The sequence below is a fragment of the Methanobrevibacter sp. genome, from assembly GCF_017427765.1.
Classification (GTDB): Archaea; Methanobacteriota; Methanobacteria; order Methanobacteriales; family Methanobacteriaceae; genus Methanocatella.
In genome coordinates this window covers 1-18,955 of sequence record NZ_JAFRSC010000013.1, presented here as the reverse complement: position 1 = coordinate 18,955, position 18,955 = coordinate 1, and the positions used below count along the sequence as shown (strand labels likewise).

General features: G+C 33.2%; 31 protein-coding genes. 2 read left to right on the top strand and 29 right to left on the bottom strand.

Going from position 1 to position 18,955, the window contains the following annotated elements; genetic code table 11:
* The first annotated feature begins 73 nt into the window (after positions 1-73).
* Positions 74-631 (top strand): LemA family protein, encoded by a 558-nt coding sequence (locus IJL02_RS02945; protein WP_292808857.1) that lies wholly within the window; start codon positions 74-76, stop codon positions 629-631.
* Between the two features lie 18 nt (positions 632-649).
* Positions 650-2,434, top strand: coding sequence for a DUF2207 domain-containing protein (locus IJL02_RS02940; protein ID WP_292808855.1), 1,785 nt, complete (start codon positions 650-652; stop codon positions 2,432-2,434).
* Between the two features lie 170 nt (positions 2,435-2,604).
* Here the strand turns inward: IJL02_RS02940 and IJL02_RS02935 are convergent, their stop codons facing one another.
* The 29 genes from IJL02_RS02935 to rpsS all read right to left on the bottom strand — a co-directional run.
* Complete coding sequence (locus IJL02_RS02935) at positions 2,605-4,071, bottom strand: hypothetical protein (RefSeq protein ID WP_292808853.1); 1,467 nt, start codon at positions 4,069-4,071, stop codon at positions 2,605-2,607.
* A gap of 65 nt (positions 4,072-4,136) precedes the next feature.
* Positions 4,137-4,955: a pectate lyase-like adhesive domain-containing protein gene (locus tag IJL02_RS02930; protein ID WP_292808850.1), complete on the bottom strand. Its 819-nt coding sequence runs from the start codon at positions 4,953-4,955 to the stop codon at positions 4,137-4,139.
* Between the two features lie 212 nt (positions 4,956-5,167).
* Entirely contained in the window at positions 5,168-6,133 is a 966-nt protein-coding gene (locus tag IJL02_RS02925; RefSeq protein WP_292808848.1) for an RNA-guided pseudouridylation complex pseudouridine synthase subunit Cbf5, read from the bottom strand.
* A gap of 73 nt (positions 6,134-6,206) precedes the next feature.
* Positions 6,207-6,428 carry a 50S ribosomal protein L14e gene (locus IJL02_RS02920; protein ID WP_292808846.1) on the bottom strand — a complete coding sequence of 74 codons (222 nt, stop codon included), beginning with the start codon at positions 6,426-6,428 and terminating at the stop codon, positions 6,207-6,209.
* Positions 6,429-6,950 carry a (d)CMP kinase gene (gene cmk, locus IJL02_RS02915; protein WP_292808844.1) on the bottom strand — a complete coding sequence of 174 codons (522 nt, stop codon included), beginning with the start codon at positions 6,948-6,950 and terminating at the stop codon, positions 6,429-6,431. It abuts the gene before it with no gap.
* The gene (locus tag IJL02_RS02910; protein WP_292808842.1) at positions 6,950-7,216 is read right to left on the bottom strand and encodes a 50S ribosomal protein L34e; all 267 of its coding nucleotides are present in this window, start codon (positions 7,214-7,216) and stop codon (positions 6,950-6,952) included. The genes cmk and IJL02_RS02910 overlap by 1 nt, the downstream gene beginning before the upstream one ends.
* A gap of 120 nt (positions 7,217-7,336) precedes the next feature.
* Positions 7,337-7,915 (bottom strand): DUF106 domain-containing protein, encoded by a 579-nt coding sequence (locus tag IJL02_RS02905; RefSeq protein WP_292808840.1) that lies wholly within the window; start codon positions 7,913-7,915, stop codon positions 7,337-7,339.
* A 12-nt stretch (positions 7,916-7,927) separates the two neighbouring features.
* Complete coding sequence (locus IJL02_RS02900; protein WP_292808838.1) at positions 7,928-8,488, bottom strand: adenylate kinase; 561 nt, start codon at positions 8,486-8,488, stop codon at positions 7,928-7,930.
* Between the two features lie 39 nt (positions 8,489-8,527).
* Positions 8,528-9,886 (bottom strand): preprotein translocase subunit SecY, encoded by a 1,359-nt coding sequence (secY, locus tag IJL02_RS02895; RefSeq protein WP_292808836.1) that lies wholly within the window; start codon positions 9,884-9,886, stop codon positions 8,528-8,530.
* Between the two features lie 33 nt (positions 9,887-9,919).
* Positions 9,920-10,357 (bottom strand): uL15m family ribosomal protein, encoded by a 438-nt coding sequence (locus IJL02_RS02890; RefSeq protein WP_292808834.1) that lies wholly within the window; start codon positions 10,355-10,357, stop codon positions 9,920-9,922.
* A gap of 15 nt (positions 10,358-10,372) precedes the next feature.
* Positions 10,373-10,831 carry a 50S ribosomal protein L30 gene (locus IJL02_RS02885; protein WP_292808832.1) on the bottom strand — a complete coding sequence of 153 codons (459 nt, stop codon included), beginning with the start codon at positions 10,829-10,831 and terminating at the stop codon, positions 10,373-10,375.
* A 12-nt stretch (positions 10,832-10,843) separates the two neighbouring features.
* Positions 10,844-11,485 (bottom strand): 30S ribosomal protein S5, encoded by a 642-nt coding sequence (gene rpsE / locus IJL02_RS02880; RefSeq protein WP_292808830.1) that lies wholly within the window; start codon positions 11,483-11,485, stop codon positions 10,844-10,846.
* A 2-nt stretch (positions 11,486-11,487) separates the two neighbouring features.
* Entirely contained in the window at positions 11,488-12,069 is a 582-nt protein-coding gene (locus IJL02_RS02875) for a 50S ribosomal protein L18 (RefSeq protein WP_292808827.1), read from the bottom strand.
* 2 nt (positions 12,070-12,071) lie between these two features.
* Positions 12,072-12,527: a 50S ribosomal protein L19e gene (locus tag IJL02_RS02870; protein ID WP_292808825.1), complete on the bottom strand. Its 456-nt coding sequence runs from the start codon at positions 12,525-12,527 to the stop codon at positions 12,072-12,074.
* 132 nt (positions 12,528-12,659) lie between these two features.
* Positions 12,660-12,989, bottom strand: a complete 330-nt coding sequence (locus tag IJL02_RS02865) for a 50S ribosomal protein L32e (protein ID WP_292808823.1) — start codon at positions 12,987-12,989, stop codon at positions 12,660-12,662.
* Positions 12,990-13,003: 14 nt separating this feature from the next.
* Positions 13,004-13,540, bottom strand: a complete 537-nt coding sequence (locus IJL02_RS02860; RefSeq protein ID WP_292808821.1) for a 50S ribosomal protein L6 — start codon at positions 13,538-13,540, stop codon at positions 13,004-13,006.
* Between the two features lie 8 nt (positions 13,541-13,548).
* Entirely contained in the window at positions 13,549-13,941 is a 393-nt protein-coding gene (locus IJL02_RS02855) for a 30S ribosomal protein S8 (RefSeq protein WP_292808818.1), read from the bottom strand.
* A gap of 11 nt (positions 13,942-13,952) precedes the next feature.
* Positions 13,953-14,096, bottom strand: coding sequence for a 30S ribosomal protein S14 (locus tag IJL02_RS02850; RefSeq protein ID WP_292608552.1), 144 nt, complete (start codon positions 14,094-14,096; stop codon positions 13,953-13,955).
* Between the two features lie 9 nt (positions 14,097-14,105).
* A complete protein-coding gene (locus IJL02_RS02845) occupies positions 14,106-14,618 on the bottom strand; it encodes a 50S ribosomal protein L5 (protein ID WP_292808816.1) in 513 nt (170 codons plus the stop codon).
* Positions 14,615-15,343, bottom strand: coding sequence for a 30S ribosomal protein S4e (locus IJL02_RS02840; protein WP_292808813.1), 729 nt, complete (start codon positions 15,341-15,343; stop codon positions 14,615-14,617). Before IJL02_RS02840 ends, IJL02_RS02845 begins: the two co-directional genes overlap by 4 nt.
* A gap of 1 nt (position 15,344) precedes the next feature.
* A complete protein-coding gene (gene rplX, locus IJL02_RS02835) occupies positions 15,345-15,695 on the bottom strand; it encodes a 50S ribosomal protein L24 (protein WP_292808811.1) in 351 nt (116 codons plus the stop codon).
* 8 nt (positions 15,696-15,703) lie between these two features.
* The gene (locus IJL02_RS02830; RefSeq protein WP_292746869.1) at positions 15,704-16,102 is read right to left on the bottom strand and encodes a 50S ribosomal protein L14; all 399 of its coding nucleotides are present in this window, start codon (positions 16,100-16,102) and stop codon (positions 15,704-15,706) included.
* A 4-nt stretch (positions 16,103-16,106) separates the two neighbouring features.
* Positions 16,107-16,424 (bottom strand): 30S ribosomal protein S17, encoded by a 318-nt coding sequence (locus IJL02_RS02825; protein ID WP_292784702.1) that lies wholly within the window; start codon positions 16,422-16,424, stop codon positions 16,107-16,109.
* Between the two features lie 12 nt (positions 16,425-16,436).
* Positions 16,437-16,715: a ribonuclease P protein component 1 gene (rnp1, locus tag IJL02_RS02820; RefSeq protein ID WP_292808809.1), complete on the bottom strand. Its 279-nt coding sequence runs from the start codon at positions 16,713-16,715 to the stop codon at positions 16,437-16,439.
* An 85-nt stretch (positions 16,716-16,800) separates the two neighbouring features.
* Positions 16,801-17,139: a stress response translation initiation inhibitor YciH gene (gene yciH / locus IJL02_RS02815; RefSeq protein WP_292808806.1), complete on the bottom strand. Its 339-nt coding sequence runs from the start codon at positions 17,137-17,139 to the stop codon at positions 16,801-16,803.
* Positions 17,140-17,346 (bottom strand): 50S ribosomal protein L29, encoded by a 207-nt coding sequence (rpmC, locus tag IJL02_RS02810; protein WP_116591334.1) that lies wholly within the window; start codon positions 17,344-17,346, stop codon positions 17,140-17,142.
* Between the two features lie 34 nt (positions 17,347-17,380).
* Positions 17,381-18,139, bottom strand: a complete 759-nt coding sequence (locus tag IJL02_RS02805) for a 30S ribosomal protein S3 (RefSeq protein WP_292784696.1) — start codon at positions 18,137-18,139, stop codon at positions 17,381-17,383.
* A complete protein-coding gene (locus IJL02_RS02800) occupies positions 18,139-18,603 on the bottom strand; it encodes a 50S ribosomal protein L22 (protein WP_292808148.1) in 465 nt (154 codons plus the stop codon). The genes IJL02_RS02805 and IJL02_RS02800 overlap by 1 nt, the downstream gene beginning before the upstream one ends.
* 12 nt (positions 18,604-18,615) lie before the next feature.
* A partial coding sequence (gene rpsS, locus IJL02_RS02795) for a 30S ribosomal protein S19 (RefSeq protein ID WP_292808804.1) occupies positions 18,616-18,955 on the bottom strand: 340 nt, incomplete at its 5' end.

Sequence of the window (18,955 nt, the reverse complement as noted above, 5' to 3'; positions counted from 1 at the left end):
TAAATTCTCGCTTGACAAATTAAAAAATAAGTTATATGTCATGATTACATATATTATAATGTTAGGTGATAAAATGGATTTAACATTAATAATTGTATTAATAGCATTAATATTCTTTATTGGATTTACAATAATACACTTATACAATAATTTGGTAAGTTTAAGAAACCGTGTTAAAAACAGCTACTCACAGATTGAAGTTCAACTCAAAAGAAGAAATGATTTAATACCTAATCTTGTTGAAACAGTAAAAGGGTATGCTTCACATGAAAAGGAACTGTTTGAAAACATAACAAATGCCAGAAGCAATATCATCAATGCCGAAAATATTGATGAAACAAGTACTGCTAATGATCAGTTAACCGGTGCTTTAAAAACATTGTTTGCAGTTGCTGAAAATTATCCAGAACTTAAAGCCAATTCAAATTTCCAGCAATTACAATCTGAATTAAGCGAAACCGAAGACAAAATTTCATATTCAAGACAGTTTTACAATGACGTTGTCTTAAAATACAACAATGCATGTGAACAGTTCCCAAGCAGCATATTTGCAAAAATGTTTGGTTTTAAACAAGCTGAATTTTTCAGCGCTCCTGAAAGCGAAATGGAAGTGCCAGAAGTTGAATTTTAAAAAAAAAGGTGAAATTATATGAATGTTAAAAATGCATTTTGTATAATTTTATTATTTTTAGTTTTATTTTCAGCAATTGCTGTTGTATCAGCAGATGACGATAAAAGCTACAGCATTAATCAGGCATTTATCGAGTTAAATGTTGAAAATAACGGTCTACTTCATGTAGATGAAATATACGATTATACATTTCATGGAACATACAATGGAATCTACCGAGACATACCCCTAAAAGAAGGAGAAAGCATAGAAAATGTTACAGTAGATACAAAAGGAGCATATTCTGTTGTAGAAGTTACACAAGAAGACGGAATAGCTCACATTAAAGTATATCTCTATGCTGACGAAGCACATACCCAAAAAATATCCAATGCACAAGTATATGCCTACATCAGTTATGATATGAAAAATACAGTAACCATTTTCAATGATGTTGCAGGCCTTCAATACAAGCTCTGGGGAGAAGAATGGGATGTTGGAATAGATGCCCTAACGGCCATAGTCCATCTTCCGGGAAACGCCAGTAATGAATATTATTTAAATCCACAGGAATATAACGCAACAAGTTATTTGAAGGGCAATACAATTACATTAACATCAAACCAAATCCCTAAAGGGGAATTTTATGAACTGCTCGTTTTAATGCCTACAACTGATTTTGAAAATGCAACTTATGCAAAGCATGTTAATGAAAACGGGAAAGACTCAATAACACATAATTTAGAAGACAGCGCAAACGGACGTTCATTCTGGAATACAACATACATAATACTTGGATTATTATCATTAATCACACCAATAATCGGAGTAATAGTCTACTTCAGACTAGGCAGGGAACCTAAAGTTGATTATGATGGAATTTATGAAAGAGAACCGCCGACAAATGACCCGCCAGCTGTTGTGAATGCACTAATTGACAATAGTTATGATATCGGGACACCAAATATGAAAGGATTTGAAGCCACAATTTTAAATCTTATTGATAAAAATGTTATCGGCCTTAAAACAAAACTAGACCCAAACACAGATATGAACGAGTTATTATTGAAATTAAATAAACATTATGATGAAAACCTAGCCATCCATGAAAATACCGTATTGGACATTCTTTCAATGTTTGCCGAGGACGACTTGATCAACTTATCTAATTTGAACTCAGATTTGTCTTATGAATCAAATGCAAAATTGTTCATGGAAGAATTTCGCATTTGGCAACAGGATGTTAAGCATGAATATTTAGACAGTGATAATCTTAAAACATATTTCAACAGCAAAGGTGCATCAATCATGAAAAAATTCGCTGTTTTCGGGTTGGCAGCCGGAATAATAATCTTTTCATTAGGATTGATAACAAATCTTAACAATGGAGTATTTGCAATTGGTGGAGGAATAGTTCTTACAATATTTTCCTTAATCGTATTCATGCTTCCGGAAGATATTTTCGGACAATGGACCAAAAAGGGCAGAGTCTACTATCTCAAATGGAAAAACTTTAAGAAATTCTTAAAGGACAACAGTTTAATTGAAGAACACCCTCCAGAATCAATAGTTGTCTGGAAAAAGTACCTCATTTATGGTGCCTCCCTTGGAGTAGCAGACAATGTTTACAAGTCAATGAAACTCCATGAAAAAAATATTTCCGATTATGATGATAACATCTTCTTATATCATCACTTCGGAGGATATTACATGATGCATCATGCATTTGAAACCGGTCAAACAACCGCAAATCCATCTTCAGACTCTGGAAGTTTCGGAAACATAGGCGGAGGATCCGGCGGAGGTGGTGGAGGAGCATTTTAGCTTCTTCATTATTTATTTTATTAAAAAAGACAAATTTTAAATGAAACATCATATGGAAAAATAACAAAATTACGGATTTTCAAATAACCTAAATTAAATTAAAAGAATAAGTCAAATAATTAATTTTGAAAACATAAAATAGCGTAAAATCGAAATAATGAAAAAAAGATTTACTTCTTAACCGTTATTTTTACTGTTTTAGTTGAAGAGTAATAAATGCTACTTCCAGCATATTTAACAACTGCATTGAAAGTACCTTTTTTAGTCAGTTTATTGAGTTTGAATATCGCCTGACCTTTAGAATTTGTTTTTACAGAATATGTTTTTCCATTAACTGTTACAGTAACTTTGGTGTTTTTCATAACCACATTCTTATTGGTTTTCAAAGTAACAGTATATTTTTTGGTTTTGTCTTTTAGTTTAAAAGTAGCTTTAGCCGCAGTTAACTTTGGAGTTAATTTTTTAACTGTGATTTTAGCTGTAGCTGAAGCTTTGACATAAGTATTACTGCCTGCATAATTAATATCTACAGTGTAAGTTTTAGGAGCTAAAGTTTTAGTTGCTATCATTACCTGACCATGGTCATCTGTAGTATAGGTTTTAGTCGCACCATTCAACTTAACGGAAACTTTAGCATACTTAATTACATTTCCTTTAGCATCATGTAAATTTATAAGTAAAACCTTACCTGCATGATAATTTGTAACCACATCGGCAGCATAAATAAAAGAAGATTTTTTAATAGTTATTTTTATATTAACTGGATCCAACTCAAACAGCTCATCATTAATGCTGATAACTGCTTTATAAGTACCTGCAGATAAACTGACAAACCAGTTATATCCCACTTCAGATAATGAGGTTTTAATTAATTTATTTTTAGAATTATAAAGTTTAATTGTTGCATTTACTCCAGTCACATAATAATTTGTATTATCAGCCAATTTGATACTAATATCCCCACCAAATCCTTCAACGCCTGAAAAATCGGAAACATATAGTTTATATACCGGCAAATTACCTTCACATTCTATTGTATCTGCAACGTAAGCTTCATATCTGACACCGCCAGTAATTTTAGCAATATTCTTTTTAAAGGAACATTCAGAAGCAGACCCATATGCAAGAGCCGCACCATATTTGGCAGTGTTTTGAGTGAATAAACATCTCCTTGCTGAAGACTGATAAATTGCACCACCATATTCATCAGCATTATTGCTTATAAAAGTACATGCCAAAACATCACTGTTACTGGCCGCACCGCCGTTTACAGCATGATTGTATCTGAAATCTGAAGATTCAGCACCGCCTTCATCTATTGCACCACCCCTTGTTGCAGTATTATTGTAAACTTTACATTTTTCTGCATGAGAATTATACATTGCTCCACCATTAACTGCTGAATTAAACATGAATATACAGTTTACAGCAGATTCCTGAAACATTGCCCCACCTTCAAGGGCAGAATTATGTGTAAAATTACAGTTAACTGAATAACATTCCATTGTAGCGCCGCCCCTATTTACAGCATGATTGTTATCAAAAAGACAATCCCTAGCTGATCCGGAATATTTGGCACCGCCCTGATGAGCTTGATTATTTATAAAAACACACTCTAAAGCAGTACCACCATACATAGCACCACCATTATCAGCAGAATTATCTTCAAAGCGAGAATTTACGGCAGAATAAGATTCACCACCTAGAGCACCACCATTTTCAGCAGAATTTTTTGAAAATTACAATCAACAACATAAGCATCGAATGCCGCACCAGCATAATATCTTGCAGTATTGCCAATGAAAACAGAACTGCCTACAGAACCTCCGTATATGGCACCACCATATTTTTCGGCAGAATTATTGATAAATTGAGATTGAGTAACATATGAACCATATAATGCACCTCCTTCCTCACCTGCATAATTACCTATGAAAGTGCAATTTTCCAAATTGGAATTATAAGCTACACCACCCCATCGGCCAGCAGAGTTATCTTCAAAAATACATTCCTTAGCATAACCGCCATACAATGCACCACCCATCCTATTTGCATAATTATTTGAAAAAGTACAGTTTACAGCGGCAAAATTAGAACCGGTAATAGCAGAACCACTTTCTGAATTACCATTAATAAAAACAATATTGTAGAATCCTACATATTCCGTTACATTAAAAATTCTTGACTGATACTTTGCATCAATTGTATGGCCATCACCATAAATATTAATGGAACGGTTTATAACAATACCATTAACAAAATTAGAATCAACATCACTAGAAAAGGTATAATCTTGGTCTAAATGATAATTCCAAATAGAATCATCAGCAAGAATATTATTTAAATCAGAAAAAGTATTTGAATTTGAAGAGGGATTATTCTCATCCGAATCCAAAGTAACTAAAGTGTCGTCAGCAATGCTTACAACATCTCCTGTGAAGTTATCTGCTGCACTAACAAATGATACAGACAACAATGCCGCAAACAATATAGAAATCCAAATAATTTTCTTATTCAGCAAACCTTAGACACCCCTAGCATTTGTATTGATATATATTTATGAAATGTATAATATTTAATACTTACGAAATAGTCACAAATTGGAATTATCAAATTAGAAACAAAAAAACAACACTTCAATAACAAATTACCTCCTGTATAAATTGAAAATTATTTATAAATGAGATAATTATACTATTCCTAGCAAAACTAATGTTAATATTCAAAACCAAACTATTTCCAAAATCTTGGATAAGTATCAGGTTTCATAAATACTTTGGATGTATTTACAGCAAATCCATTATCTGCATCTAAAATTTCATTTGAACTCAGCAATGAATTACCTGATGCAACCAATTCTCCTTTAAGAGTTTCAATAGCTACAATATCATTCTTTTGAATATTATCGGCTAATGAAGCAATTCCACCGCAAGCTAGATCTGCCCCATGACATATCGCATCTACTGCAGAATCCTTAATGACCATTTTTGGAAGATAATCTGCAGCTCGTTCCATTGGCATAATAGCGTCACGCAAGAATGATTCATCACCATCTTCTTTCCAGAAATGATATGCGTCAGTTACGTCCTGAAGAGTAACTAAATTGTTTTTTTCGGTAAATGAACCTACTTGAGTTCTTCTAAGTTCTGCCATATGAGCCCCAACACCTAAAGCTTCACCAATATTATGACAATAAGTTCTAACGTAAGTTCCAGCTTCACATCCTATTCTAAACAGCACGTCACGTCCTTCAATTTCATAGATTGTAGAATAATAGATATTACGTGTTCTCATTTCACGTTTAACAGCTGATTTTACTGGAGGCAACTGAAAAATTTTACCTGTAAACTCAGCAAAGACTTCACGGATTCTATCTTCATCCACATCCTGATGAAATGTCAGCAAACACACATATTCTTTTGGAGCTGTCAAAAGCAGTTGAATTGCACGGGTAGCGTCGTCAAGACCAACCGGAAGAATTCCAGTGACTTTAGGGTCTAATGTTCCGCCATGCCCTGATTTTTCCAAATTTAAAATACGTTTAACCCAGGAGTCAATTTCATGAGAAGTCGGACCGGATGGCTTATCGAGATTAATAACACCTTTAGAAATGTATTCTTCAATCTCCCTATCCTCAGGTTTACATCCAAATTCAGGATTTGTAAAACTGCTGGATTTTGTTATCATGTCAAACTTCATGAAAATATACCCTTTAAAAAAAATAGTAAATAAAAAAAGTTATGAATAATAATTTAATTATTCATTTTTGAATTTATAAGTCAGCTAAAGCTGCTTTAATAGAGTCAATATCGCCGGAAACGTCGATAGTTTCTTCGGTTGGTTCTAAGTGAGCAATGTTACATCTTCTGTTTTTAACTGCTTCACCAACAACTTCCACAAAGTTTTCATCGATAATTTCAACGATTGCACATTTTTCGCCAGCTTCTCTACCAGCGATTTTTACACATACTCTACCTACTTCAATTGATGCCATTTATATCACCTTTAATGTTTGAATAATGATTTCTGATACACTTTCTGGATTGAAGGTATCAGTATTTATAATTAAATCATAGATATCCATATTAGAAATGTCTATGTTATGAATTTCCATGTATCTTAAGGCTTCGCTTTTTTCACGAGTAATTATTTCGTTTTTGGCTACATCAACAGATTTTTCTTCTCTTTCAGCTATTCGTTTAGATCGAACATCAAATGGAGTTACTAACCAGAGTTTTAAATCAGAGTTATCAACGAAATATGCTGATAATCTGCCCTCAATTATTAAATTTTCTGCTTCCTTAGCCTTTTGAGCTTGCCTTCTATCAATTTCTTTATCAATATCATCATTACCTTCGGCAAATTCACTAAATTCTAGAACGCTCATTCCTTTCTCTGCAGCCATTTCCCTAAAAACGAATCCTGCAGAAATATATGGAATGTTTAACTTTTCACTGAGCATTTCTGCTGCAGTTGTTGTTCCAGTTCCAGCTAATCCACCGATTGTAATTATCATTATTTTCTAGCTCCGTTTTTGAAAAGTTTACGAGCACATTTTGAGCATAAGTACCCACCATATGGACGGTTAGGTCTTTTAGCTGTTTTTGATAATTTTCCAATTTCGTATGGACGTCCACGAGGAACTCCATGCAATACTGCACCACATTCAGCACAAACATGCTTAGATGGTTTTTTCTTTTTGTATCTTAAAACATTTTCTCCGCCAGGAGTGTTTTTATGAACTCTTTTATATGATCTTGATCTAAACCTATTTGCAGGCATTTAATCACCTATAAATTTAATTTTAATAAAATATTTAATAATTGTGTAATAGCGTATTCAATATAGAATATTATAATATATTCTTTTCATCATTAATAAATGTATGTTTAATGGTCGATTTTAGAACCCTTGTTTAAATCCTAAGAATTTTCTTAAAATCTGACTCATTCCGAAAGTACAAATCATATACCACAACAACCAACCGATACCATACGGAATAGTAGCTTTACCACCATATAAAAAACTACCTATCCAATGCCAAATTGGTGTTAAAGTAACCCAATATACTGTTTTTGGTAAAATTATTACCAAATTATGAATTGCAGAGGTTCTCATCCAAAAGAAAATCAAAATAATTGGAACAAAAGTAACAATCATCGGTTTGAATTGATTGGTCATCATTGCAGTCTGATTTTTCATTAATTCAGCTTGTTCAGCTTGAAGTTTAGCAACTTCTTTTCCGTCACCTCTCTTTTGAGCATCCCTAAGTCTCTTATTAAACTCGTTCATTGTTGCTTGCTGTTCGTTTAATTCATCTTGATCAACCAAATACTTATTAGCAATAGTTGTAATCAAAGAAACAATAAATGCAATTATTAAAACAGTTAAAGCTGGATTAGTCGGATTTGGATCAATAGCGAGAATTGGACTAAATATCGCATTCAATACCCCATAAACCGGCCCAAATAAATCAACCATTGTAATACCTCACTATAAATTTAATACATCCACCAATTTAGAAACTGAAACATCTAAATGATTATCTGGATTTTTTAAGATTTTAACAGTAGCCCCTGTCAAAGTAGCATAAGCCATTGAAGTAGCTCTGTTCATTTCTTGATGTAATTGAATTTCTTTTACTTTTTGTAAGTCACGTTCACGAGTGTCATCATTTAATCTTCTGTAAATAATTTCATCAGGATTAGCTTCTATCAAAATAAAAAGATCCGGTTTTAACTGTTCTAAAACCCATATTGGAAGACCCGGAAGGAATCCTGCAGGAGTGTTAATAGTACAGTGAGTATCTACTATAACATTATCATTTTCAGATCTTTGTTTTATTTCTTTAGCAGCCTTTGCTTGAATTTCTTTTTGTGTTTCAGCTGGTAATTTCCTTAAAGCATCTCTATCTTCAACGAGACCTTCACCAATAGCAATTTCAGTCATTATGTCCCCATAGTTTAAATGTACATAATCAACTTCATCAAGTGCCCTACCTAGTAAAGTTGTACTTCCAGAACCTGGAATTCCTGTTAATACTACTAATTTCATTTTAACCCCTCGATTGTAAAAAAGGATAATAATAGGAGATTATTCTCCTAAAAATTTCCTAAGAAGTGGATTGGAGGACATAAGTTGTTCCTCTGCCATTTCTTCATAAAGTTTATGAATAATACCTACAGTAAGCAATACACCAGTACCTCCACCTAAAGCACCAGTTAAATCTGCAAGGAAAGCAATAAGACCTACATAAATACCACTGATAATGGTAAGTGCAGGAATATATTTCTTTAAAATTTTATATAACTGACGTTTACTACTTCTAAACCCAGGTATCTGTATACCTGAATTGTATAATTGTTCAGAAATCTTTTTAGCATTCAATCCACTGATTTCCACCCATAGATATGAGAATAACATACAACATATAATAAAGAATATCGCATAGACTAAAACATGGATTGGTTCTGTAATAAACATGTTTAATTTAGGTGTTGATAACAACCATGCTATACCGTCAACAGCTTTTCCGTTTTGAATGTGACCTAATAAAGGAACCCCAATTTTTTGGAAAACATTTGCGAAAAGTGTTACGTTTACAAGCAATGCACTTGTCAAAATAACTGGCATGTTACTTGAGTAAACGAATTTCAATGGGTATTTACCAACAGACCCTCTGATTCTTCCATGTCCTCTTACACTACCATGGGAAATTGGAATTTCAACTCTCATAGATTCACCATAAAGAACAACTAAGAATACTACGATAGTTGCAATTAATGGAATTAAAATTGAGAAATCATATACTCCTGTTGTTGCTAATTGGATGAATTTTGGAATAATACCAGTAAATAAGTGATCGGTACCGCTCAAAATACTAAATGTACCTACAACGATTTGCTGACATACACCAGCTGCAATGAACAAACCAATTCCACTACCGAATCCCCATTTTGAGACAACTTCATCAAGGTAAATAATTACTAAAGCACCAATTACAAGTTGAACAATTAATAGTAATGTATAAGAACCATCTATAGGTACTAAATTACCAGTCAATACTAAAACTGAAGCTTCAAATAAAGTAAAAACAATAGATAATACTTTTTGAGTAGCTTGAAAATGAGATTTATCTTTATGTGAAGATAAATCTAAATCCAAAAGATTAGAACCTACTAACAATTGCAATACAATTGAAGCAGTAACAATAGGACCAATTCCTAAAGTAAGAATTGAACCGAAACTCCCCGCCATAACAGCTCTTAACTGAGCAAATTGATCTATAGCACCTGGAGCTAAACCATATAACGGAATTAAAGTTAAAAAGTAATACAATACTAAAACCGCTGCAGTCCATTTAAGTTTTTCATTGAAATCTTCTCTGTGAACTGGAGATTTAACTTCAGGAATAACCTTAAATATTGGCTCTAATACTTCTAGTGATGACATTTTCTTCCTCTATAAATAATAAATTATAGAAAGCTATAATTCTATAGCTTCCCCTCCTAATTCTTCAATTTTTTCAATTGCACCAGCGGAAAATTTAGGTGCTGAAATTTTGAAAGTTTTAGTGATATTACCTTTAGCTAAAACTTTATCATAACCTAATTCAGTTACATCAATAACTATTGCATCACCATCTTTAGATGCTTTTCCACTTGCAATTAAATTTTCAGCTTGTTCTTCTAAATAAACTAAATTAACTGAATTAACTTTTTTAATCATTTTTTGAGGTCTTTTAAATCCATGTTTACCAAAGTGGTCAGGGTCATGAATTACAGTCCAGGTCCAATGTTGTTTACCCATACCTGCTTTACCTTTTCCACCTTTGTTACCTGCACCTCTACGTTTTTTGGTACAGCCACCTCCGTTGGATCTAGAACCTCTTTGTTTGTTAATTTTACGTTTTGTTCTAATCATAATTATACACCCTTTTTAAAGCATTCTTTTTGCAAGATCTTTAATTTCTTCTCCCCTGTAACCTAAAGATCCACCTTCGTTTACAGATAAACGGATATCTTCATATCCTTTTCTTGGAGGGTGTAAACGGAATACAGGTTTAATACCCACATCAGCCAATTTTACATCAGATTTAATTAAAGCTTCTGCTAATTCTGCAATATTACTGTAATCAGAATTTTCTGCAACATATTCATCGGTAACTTTAACATTACCCGGGAGTCTACCTCTTTTAGCAATAATTGCTGCTAAAGTTTCAGCATCAATTTCTCCCCAAGTGATGTAATCCTTAGCTTTTTGAAGCATACCTTCATAACTAGGATTTTCTTCAACTAAAACTGCATGGCTGATTCTGTTAAGTCTTAACATGTCTAAAGTGTCAGCAATGTTTTGAATGACACCAGTAGTTCCTCTAACTCTAATAACTAAAAACATAGTAATCACCAATTAGTAGTTAACTCCCATTTTCTTAAGGTCTTCTTTACTTGCTTTAACATTACTTAATTCTTTTAAAGCATCAAATACTGCGTTAGCAAAGTTTACAGTAGTTTGGGTTTGTCCGAAAGTTTGAGACCAAACATCGTGAATACCAGCGAGTTTTAAGATAGTTTTACCTACATCACCAACTACTAAACCTACACCTGCAGGAGCTGGCATTAAAGTAACACTTACACTACTTGTTTTACCGGTTACTTTGAATGGTACAGTGTGTTCTCTTCCACAAACACAACCCCAATCTCCACAACCTCTTCTTACTTTAATAAGGTTGTATTTAGCGTTGTCAACAGCTTTTCTAATAGCTGGACCTACTTCTTTAGCTTTACCTTGGCCTAATCCTACATATCCGTTTTTGTTACCTACAGCAACAATAACTCTGAAATTAACTTTTCTACCAGATTTGTGCATCCTTTGAACTAAGTTAACATCCATTACTTCTTCTTCTAAATCTGGGATTAAGGCATCAACTATTTCTAATTCCATAATTGGAAGACCTTTCTCAAAGATTTCATCGATATCAGTAATGGTTCCATCTTTAACTAATCTACCCATTTTAGTTTTAGGTTCCCATTCATCAATATTAAAACTCATAGTTATACCTCTGCCTCATCAATATTTTTAATAGTTTCATCAAAGTTTTCAGGTAAATCTGTTGGATTGAGACCTCTTTCTAAATACTTTGAGAATTTAACTGCAACATCTTCAGCACTTAAAGATTCAGCATAATTTGCAACATGTTCTCCTCTGATACGTTCATCTTCAGGGAAAATGAAGTCACCGTGAGGAACTTCTAAACCAGCATCAACAGCACCTTTGAGAGCTGCAAATACTTTAGATCCTTTAATAGGAGATTTTAAACCGATGTCTAAAATTGCATTTTCAATACCATTAGCTAAAGCTCTTTTAGCACAGAGGTATCCGGTTAAGTAAAATGCTGAGATATTACCAGTATTTCCTTTGTATCCAAATCCAGCCAATTGTTTACTTACTGCAGAAGCAACAGTGACATCTCCTTCAGGAGCATAATCAATTACTTGAACAGTTGCATGAGCATTAGAAACTCTAACAACTAAACGAGATTTTTCATAGTCAACTAATTTTATTCTAGCTGCATAATCAGTTTTACCTTCTCTTCTTCTTCTGAAAGCAACTTTATAGTTAGTTCCATGTGCCATGTTTAGTCATCTCCTTTAATTAAATCATGGTCACGGGCGTAGTTTCTCATGTAAGATTTACTTCTAAATGCGCCACCCTTAGCCATTTTGTATAATTTACGATAGGTAGTTGCATCAATCACTTCTTCTTCACGCATTTCTTTTAAGTCTTTTCTTAATGCTCTGATAGTAGTCATCCATGCTTTTTTCTTAGGTGTACGTGCTTTTTTAGCCCCTTTAATACTACCTCTACCTTTTCTTTTACCTTTTGCTTTTTGTTCTTTGATTTTTTTAGATCTGTAGCTACTAATACCTTTTTTAGGTTTTGCTTTAATAGCGCCATCATTTATTAACTGCTTTACTCCTTCTCTAGTAATCGCCATGGATACTTCTTCTAATCTTTCAGGATCAATCCATACACGATTAAGCCCTACTTTGAGTATACTAGCAGCTAATCTTTTTTGAGTTGTAAGATTCATATATATAATCCTCCATTTCAGCATAGCTGATAAATTTAGACAATATCTAAATTCCCTTTAATATTTTTTTAATTTAAACAGTCAAACCAATTCATAAAAAACCCCGGAATTGATTCAACTTATAAATATGACTTATTTGTTTAATACTTTAATTCCGAGTTCTGATGCTTTTTCTAACATCAAAGCTTTTTTCCTTTTACCGATAGAAGCACTGATTCTTGCAGCATCAACTGCTGGATCTAAGTCTTCTAATTCTTTTAAGTTATGAACAAGAACATCGTTGTACCCTGAAGGGTGTAAGTCCCTTATAGCTCTAGGGGTTCTGTAACCAATAGCTGGCATGTCAGGTTTTCCTGCTTCATATCTTCTCATTTTACTGGTTTTACCTCTAGGGCGTCTCCATTTGATTCCAAGTTTTTTATAACGAGCATATTCTTGTCTTTTAAATCTTTTATTAGCCATTTAAATCACCAAATTTATTCCTTGCTAGTTAAATATATTCCGTCTTGGAATACTCTAGGATCTCTTCCTTTAATTTTAGTTGCTTGTTCTAAGTTAGCCATAGTTTGACCAACATGTTCCTTATTAATACCTGTAATTGTTACCTCATCACCTTTAACTGCTACTTTGGAATCACCGACGATTTTAGCAGATCTTGGGTGTCTTTCCCCGAGGAAGTTGTCAATTACAACTACGTCATTTTGTACTTTTACATTCATTGGAAAGTGAGCGTAAACGATTTTCATGTGATATTCAAATCCATCAGTTACACCAATAATCATATTATTGAGGTGTGCTCTAGTTGTTCCAATCATTGCTTTATCTTTCTTTTTAGGAAATGCAGTTTCTAAAACTAACACATCGTTTTCTTCTTTAATACTTACATTAGGATAAGTAAATTTTCTGGAGTTTTCTCCATTAGGTCCTTTTACAGAGACCTCATTATTTTCAATTATAACTTCAACGCCTTCAGGGATTTCAATTTCTTCCCTTATAGCTGCAGCTACTACCATTATATCACCTAATACATGTAAGCCAACAAACGTCCGCCAATTCCTCTTTCCTTAGCCTCATTGTGAGTCATAATTCCTTCAGGAGTTGTGACGATTAATATACCAAAGTTTTTTGCTGGCAAATATCTTTTTTCAAATTTCTCAAATTCATCTTTCTTAACAGCATGACGAGGTTTGATAACACCACATTTGTTAATGTTACCGATTAATTCAACAGTGAATTTACCTGCCCTGTTGTCATCAATATATTCAAAATTACCAATATAATTCTCTTTTTGCATAGTGCTTAACACTTGTCCAATTAATTTGGAAGCAGGAGAAATAACACAAGAGTCATTTACTTGTAATTCGTTATTTCTGATATTTGTTAAAGCATCTGCAAGAGGATCCATAAGACTCATATTTTAAACCTCTAATTATATTTTTTAAATCCCATTTTAGGAGCTACTTCCCTAAAACATTGTCTGCATAAATTTATGCCATATCTACTAACCATTGCAGAATGGTCTCCGCAACGACTACATTTTTTTGCAGCTTTTCCGTATTTTCTTGGCAAACTATCACCTTATTCAGTCACATAATTAACTTTGAAGTTTTCTTCCATAAATTTCATAGTTTCTTCTTTAGAAATTCTATGTTTTTGAGGAACTTTCTTTTGTCTGATTTTTCTTTTAGCAATTCTGTAACCTGGTTTTTCAAAAGTAACAGAAACATTCATACCAAAGATACCGATATCTGGGTTATATCTCATTCCTGGAATATCAATGTGTTCTCTGATACCAAAAGAAAGGTTTCCTTGTGCATCAAATTGAGTAGGTTTAATATTTCTACTAATACCTTCTAAAACCATATCGATAGCTTTATCAGCTTTTTCTCCACGTAAAGTTAATTTACATGCAATTGGTTGTTTTTTCCTAATACCCCATTCAGGGTTAGTAACTTTAGAGAAAGTTTTAACAGGAGTTTGGTCAAACATTTCTTCTAAAAGGGTAATAGCACGGGATAATTTTTCACCTGCTTCACCAACACCAATACTGACTGTAGCTTTTTCGATACGTACTTCATTCATTGGGTTCATTTATTAACCTCCAATAAAGATATTGCTGGCGCATCGCTACCAACTACAAAAGCATAATCTTTTAAAGTTAAAAATTCATCTTTTGAACTATTTTCAATAATAATAGTATTTGGGTTAGAAGATTTATTTTCAATAATTTCACTTACAGTACCTAATTCACCGGTGTGTTTACCACCAGTAACAAGAACTGTAGCTCCTTCTTGTAAAGGATAAACTTCAGCAATTTCTTGTTCAGGTACTTTTAAAGAAATAACATCTCCAACAGAATAAGCATCTTCATCAATGATAACATTTTTACCATCATGAAGGTTTAATTGAGTTTTTCCACCTTTAATAGTGGATTTATTAACAATCTTAGATAATTTAGCACTATTATCATCAATTAAATCTAATTGTAATCTGCCTTTTCTATCTAAAAGGACTCTATAAGATTCACCAGTTTTAGGAATTTCAATAATGTCCATGAATCCAACTGGGAATTTGTAATCTTTTACAACTCTTCCATCAACTAAAACATTACCTGAGTTGATGATTCTTTTAGCTTCTCTTGAATTGTCAGCTAATTTCAATACATCTCTGATAACTAAAGTTAATGGAATTGAATCCTTAATAGCATGAGCACCTGGTGCAGGTTTTACTGTCCAGGTATCTTCTTTAGGATGAATAGGCCAGGATTTTGGTGCTTTATATCTTTTAAGATGTTTTCTAGATCCCATTTTAGCCATATTAATTGTCTCCTTTATTTTTTATTCTTCTATCATCTTTTAAATCTGCATCAATAATTACTAAGTTAGATGGGTCAACTGGGAGAAATGTAGCAGTTCCATCAGGTTTTGATAAGGTAACTTCTTCAACAGTTACTTTGTAAGAACCATAATCTACAGAAAGAACTTCTCCTTCATGTCCTTTGAAATCTCCACGGACAACTCTAACTTTATCTCCTGATCTTAAAGGTAAAGTTCTAGTTCCAACTTTTTCCCTTAAATCTTTGCTTAAGGAAGCGCTCAAATGTTTTCCACGTGCATGAGCAGGAGCATTATAAAGAGCTTTTCTTTGTTTTCTTGGTTGTTTTGACATTTTTTCACCTATACTAAAATACTTGCTGCACTACCAACACTAGGCCATCTGTCAGCTGCTTCTTTAGCAACAGGACCTCTGATTTCGGATCCTTTTAAAATTCCTTCAGGAGTAATAATAACAGCTGCATTATCTTCAAATTTAACACGAAGACCATCAGCACGCCTATATTCCTTTTTCTGTCTGATTACAACTGCATTAACAACTTCTCTTCTCATGTCAGCAGTTCCTTTTTTAACAGAAGCAACAACTAAATCTCCAACACCAGCAACGTCGAGTCTTCTTCTTACACCTTTAAATCCTTTTACGGAAATAATTTCAATTTCACGTGCACCGGTATTATCTACACATTGGAGGGTTGCTCCAATTGGTAATGCTTTAGATACACTTGAGGTTAATGGTTTCATTTAATTACTCTCCTTTAACTTCTACTAAAACAAAATGTTTAGTTTTACTTAATGGTCTGCATTCTGCAACTTTTACAGAATCACCAACATTCACATTTAAACAATCTGGTTTGTGAACATTGATTTTAGATTTTCTTTTCTCATATCTTTCATATTTTTTAATGAATTTATAGTAACTACGTTCAACAGTAATAGTCCTTTCTGCTTTGTTACTTACAACAACACCTTCAAGAACTTGGCCTCTAACAGGCAAAGTCCCATGGAAAGGGCAGTTAGGATCATCACATGTAGTTTCTGGTTCTTGAACATTAAGCCCGACCATATTATCACCATATTAAATTTTTTTAAATCTTTTTTTTATTCTATCTTCAGGACGTATAGACAAGATATTACCATCAATTTCAATTTTTTCCCCGTTTGGAAGTTCAAACAAAAAAGTTGAACCCCTTTTTGGAATAATTTTTTCAAAATTATTCTCATCTTCAATTTTAATGGTATTCTTTGTCTCATCAATGATAGTTCCGTTCAAATCAAGAGATTTATTCTTCTTATTAGTTGCATGAACTTTCAATCCAATGAATTCATGATGAACTAAATTTTTTGAAGTAATCATAATCCCAATCTCTTAACTATAACATTTACAATAAATCATGCAGAAAAATTACAAAATTTTATTGAATATTTATCGAATAGATGAATTATCTCCTTTTTTTATTATTTTTCTTAGATTCACGAATTTCAATAGTATCAGATGAAAAACCCAAATCAGAAAGAACTTCTTTGACTCTCACTTTGTGATCACCTTGAAGTTCGATTTGTCCATTTTTCGCTGTTCCTCCGCAAGCACATTTTGCTTTAAGAGTTTTTGTGAGTTCTTTTATATCAATATCGTGTTCATCTATACCTTCGATAATAGTCATGAGTTTTCCGAATCTTCTTCTAACTGTAAAAACTTTTAGAGTTTGAACTTCACGTGCAATTTCTTCACAAACACAAAGTTCTTCAGGAAGCCCACATACATCACAGATTTTTGACATTTAATTCTCCTTCTGTTTTTCATTCAATATTGTAAGAACACGAGCAATTGTTCTTTTTAATTCTCTAATTTTTCCAGGATTTTCAACAACCCCAGCAGCTGCACTTTTAGAAACATTTTTGGATAATTCAGTTCTGAGTTCAACTAATTTATCTTGAATCTCATCAACTTCCATGTCCCAAATTTCTTTACTTCTTAAAATCGCCATTGTTCCAACTCTTTTAGATAATTAAATTTCATATTTAACTATCATCTTCTTCTACTTCTTCAGTAGATTCTTCTTCAACAACTTCTTCTAATTCTTCGAGATCTTCAACTTCCTCGATTATTTCTTCTTCGATGATTTCTTCGGTTTCAACATCGATTTCTTCATCTTCTACAATTTCACCATCTTCTTCAATGGTTACTTTTGGAGGAAGGATTTCAACAGAATCAGGTAATACAGTTTCCGGAGGCATAATTCTTACATAAATACCTAAAACACCAGGTTTTAATTGAACTGTAGCAAAGCCTTCTTCTACTAATCTGATTGAAGGTTCACCACATTTTTTAATGTATCCTTCAACGAATTTAGCTACAGCAGATCTTGAACCTCTGATTTTACCAGAAATAGTAACTTCTACACCTTGAGCTCCAGCACCCATAATTCTACGAATAGTGGAATAAGCAACTCTTCTGAAATGCATACCTCTTTGTAACATGTTAGCTATTTTATAAGCCATGATTTTTGGATTAAGTTCAGGAACTTCAACCTCTTTAACTTCAATTTGAGGATTATCTAAACCAAATTCGTTTTTAAGAGTGTTGGTAATAGTTCTTACGTTTTTTCCACCTCTACCAATAACCATACCAGGTCTTTCAGCATAAACAACAACCATGGTACCTAAAGGTGTAATTTGAACTTCCATACCACCGTATCCAGCTCTTTCGAGTTCTTTTTCTAAATATTCGTCAATTCTGGTTCTTCTAAGGCCCTCTGTGACAAAATCTTTTTCTATCATTAGTTAGCCTCCTGTAATACAATTTGAATATGAGTAGTAGGTGTGTTAAACGGAGTCATTCTACCGAATGCTCTTGGGATGTAACCAGGGATAATAACACCTCTGTGACTTGAAATATGTTCAATGAATAATTTTTCAGTGTCTAAACCTTTGTACTCTGCATTAGCTTCAGCATTTTCTAAAACTTTTAAAATTTGTTCTGCAGCTTTAACAGGGTATCTTCCGGAAGGCCAGCCTTCTTGTCCTTTTCTGTGACCAACTTTTTTGTTGTGTCTTTTGAAAGGAACAGCTTTTTTCATGTCAATTACATCTTCTAAGTAAGCTTTAGCTTTTCCTACTTCCATTCCTCTAATTGCTCTGCAAATCTCAACACTGTGTTTTGGAGAAATCTTAAGAGATTTTGCCATAGCACGTGCAGTTTTTGCTTCATCTACGTCATTATTATAAGCATATTTGTTAGCCATGTTCTAATCTCCTTATTTAAGTGGTACAAACATGGATGATCTGGTAGCACCCATACCTGGGTCTCCGTGTTGAACTCTTTTTCTAGTTGGTGCGTATTCACCAAAGTAATGACCAATCATTTCTGGTGCAATAGTTACTTCAACAAAATTTTGACCATCATAAATACCGAAAGTGGTTCCAACCATTTCAGGTATAACAATCATGTCTCTACAATGGGTCCTAATTACAACAGGACGACCATCTTTAGTTCCTTCTTTATTCAATTTTCTCATTTTATCCAAAACAATTTGTTGTCTTGGTAAGAATCCTCTCTTTAAAGATCTTCTTTGTCTTGCAGGGAATAATTCCATT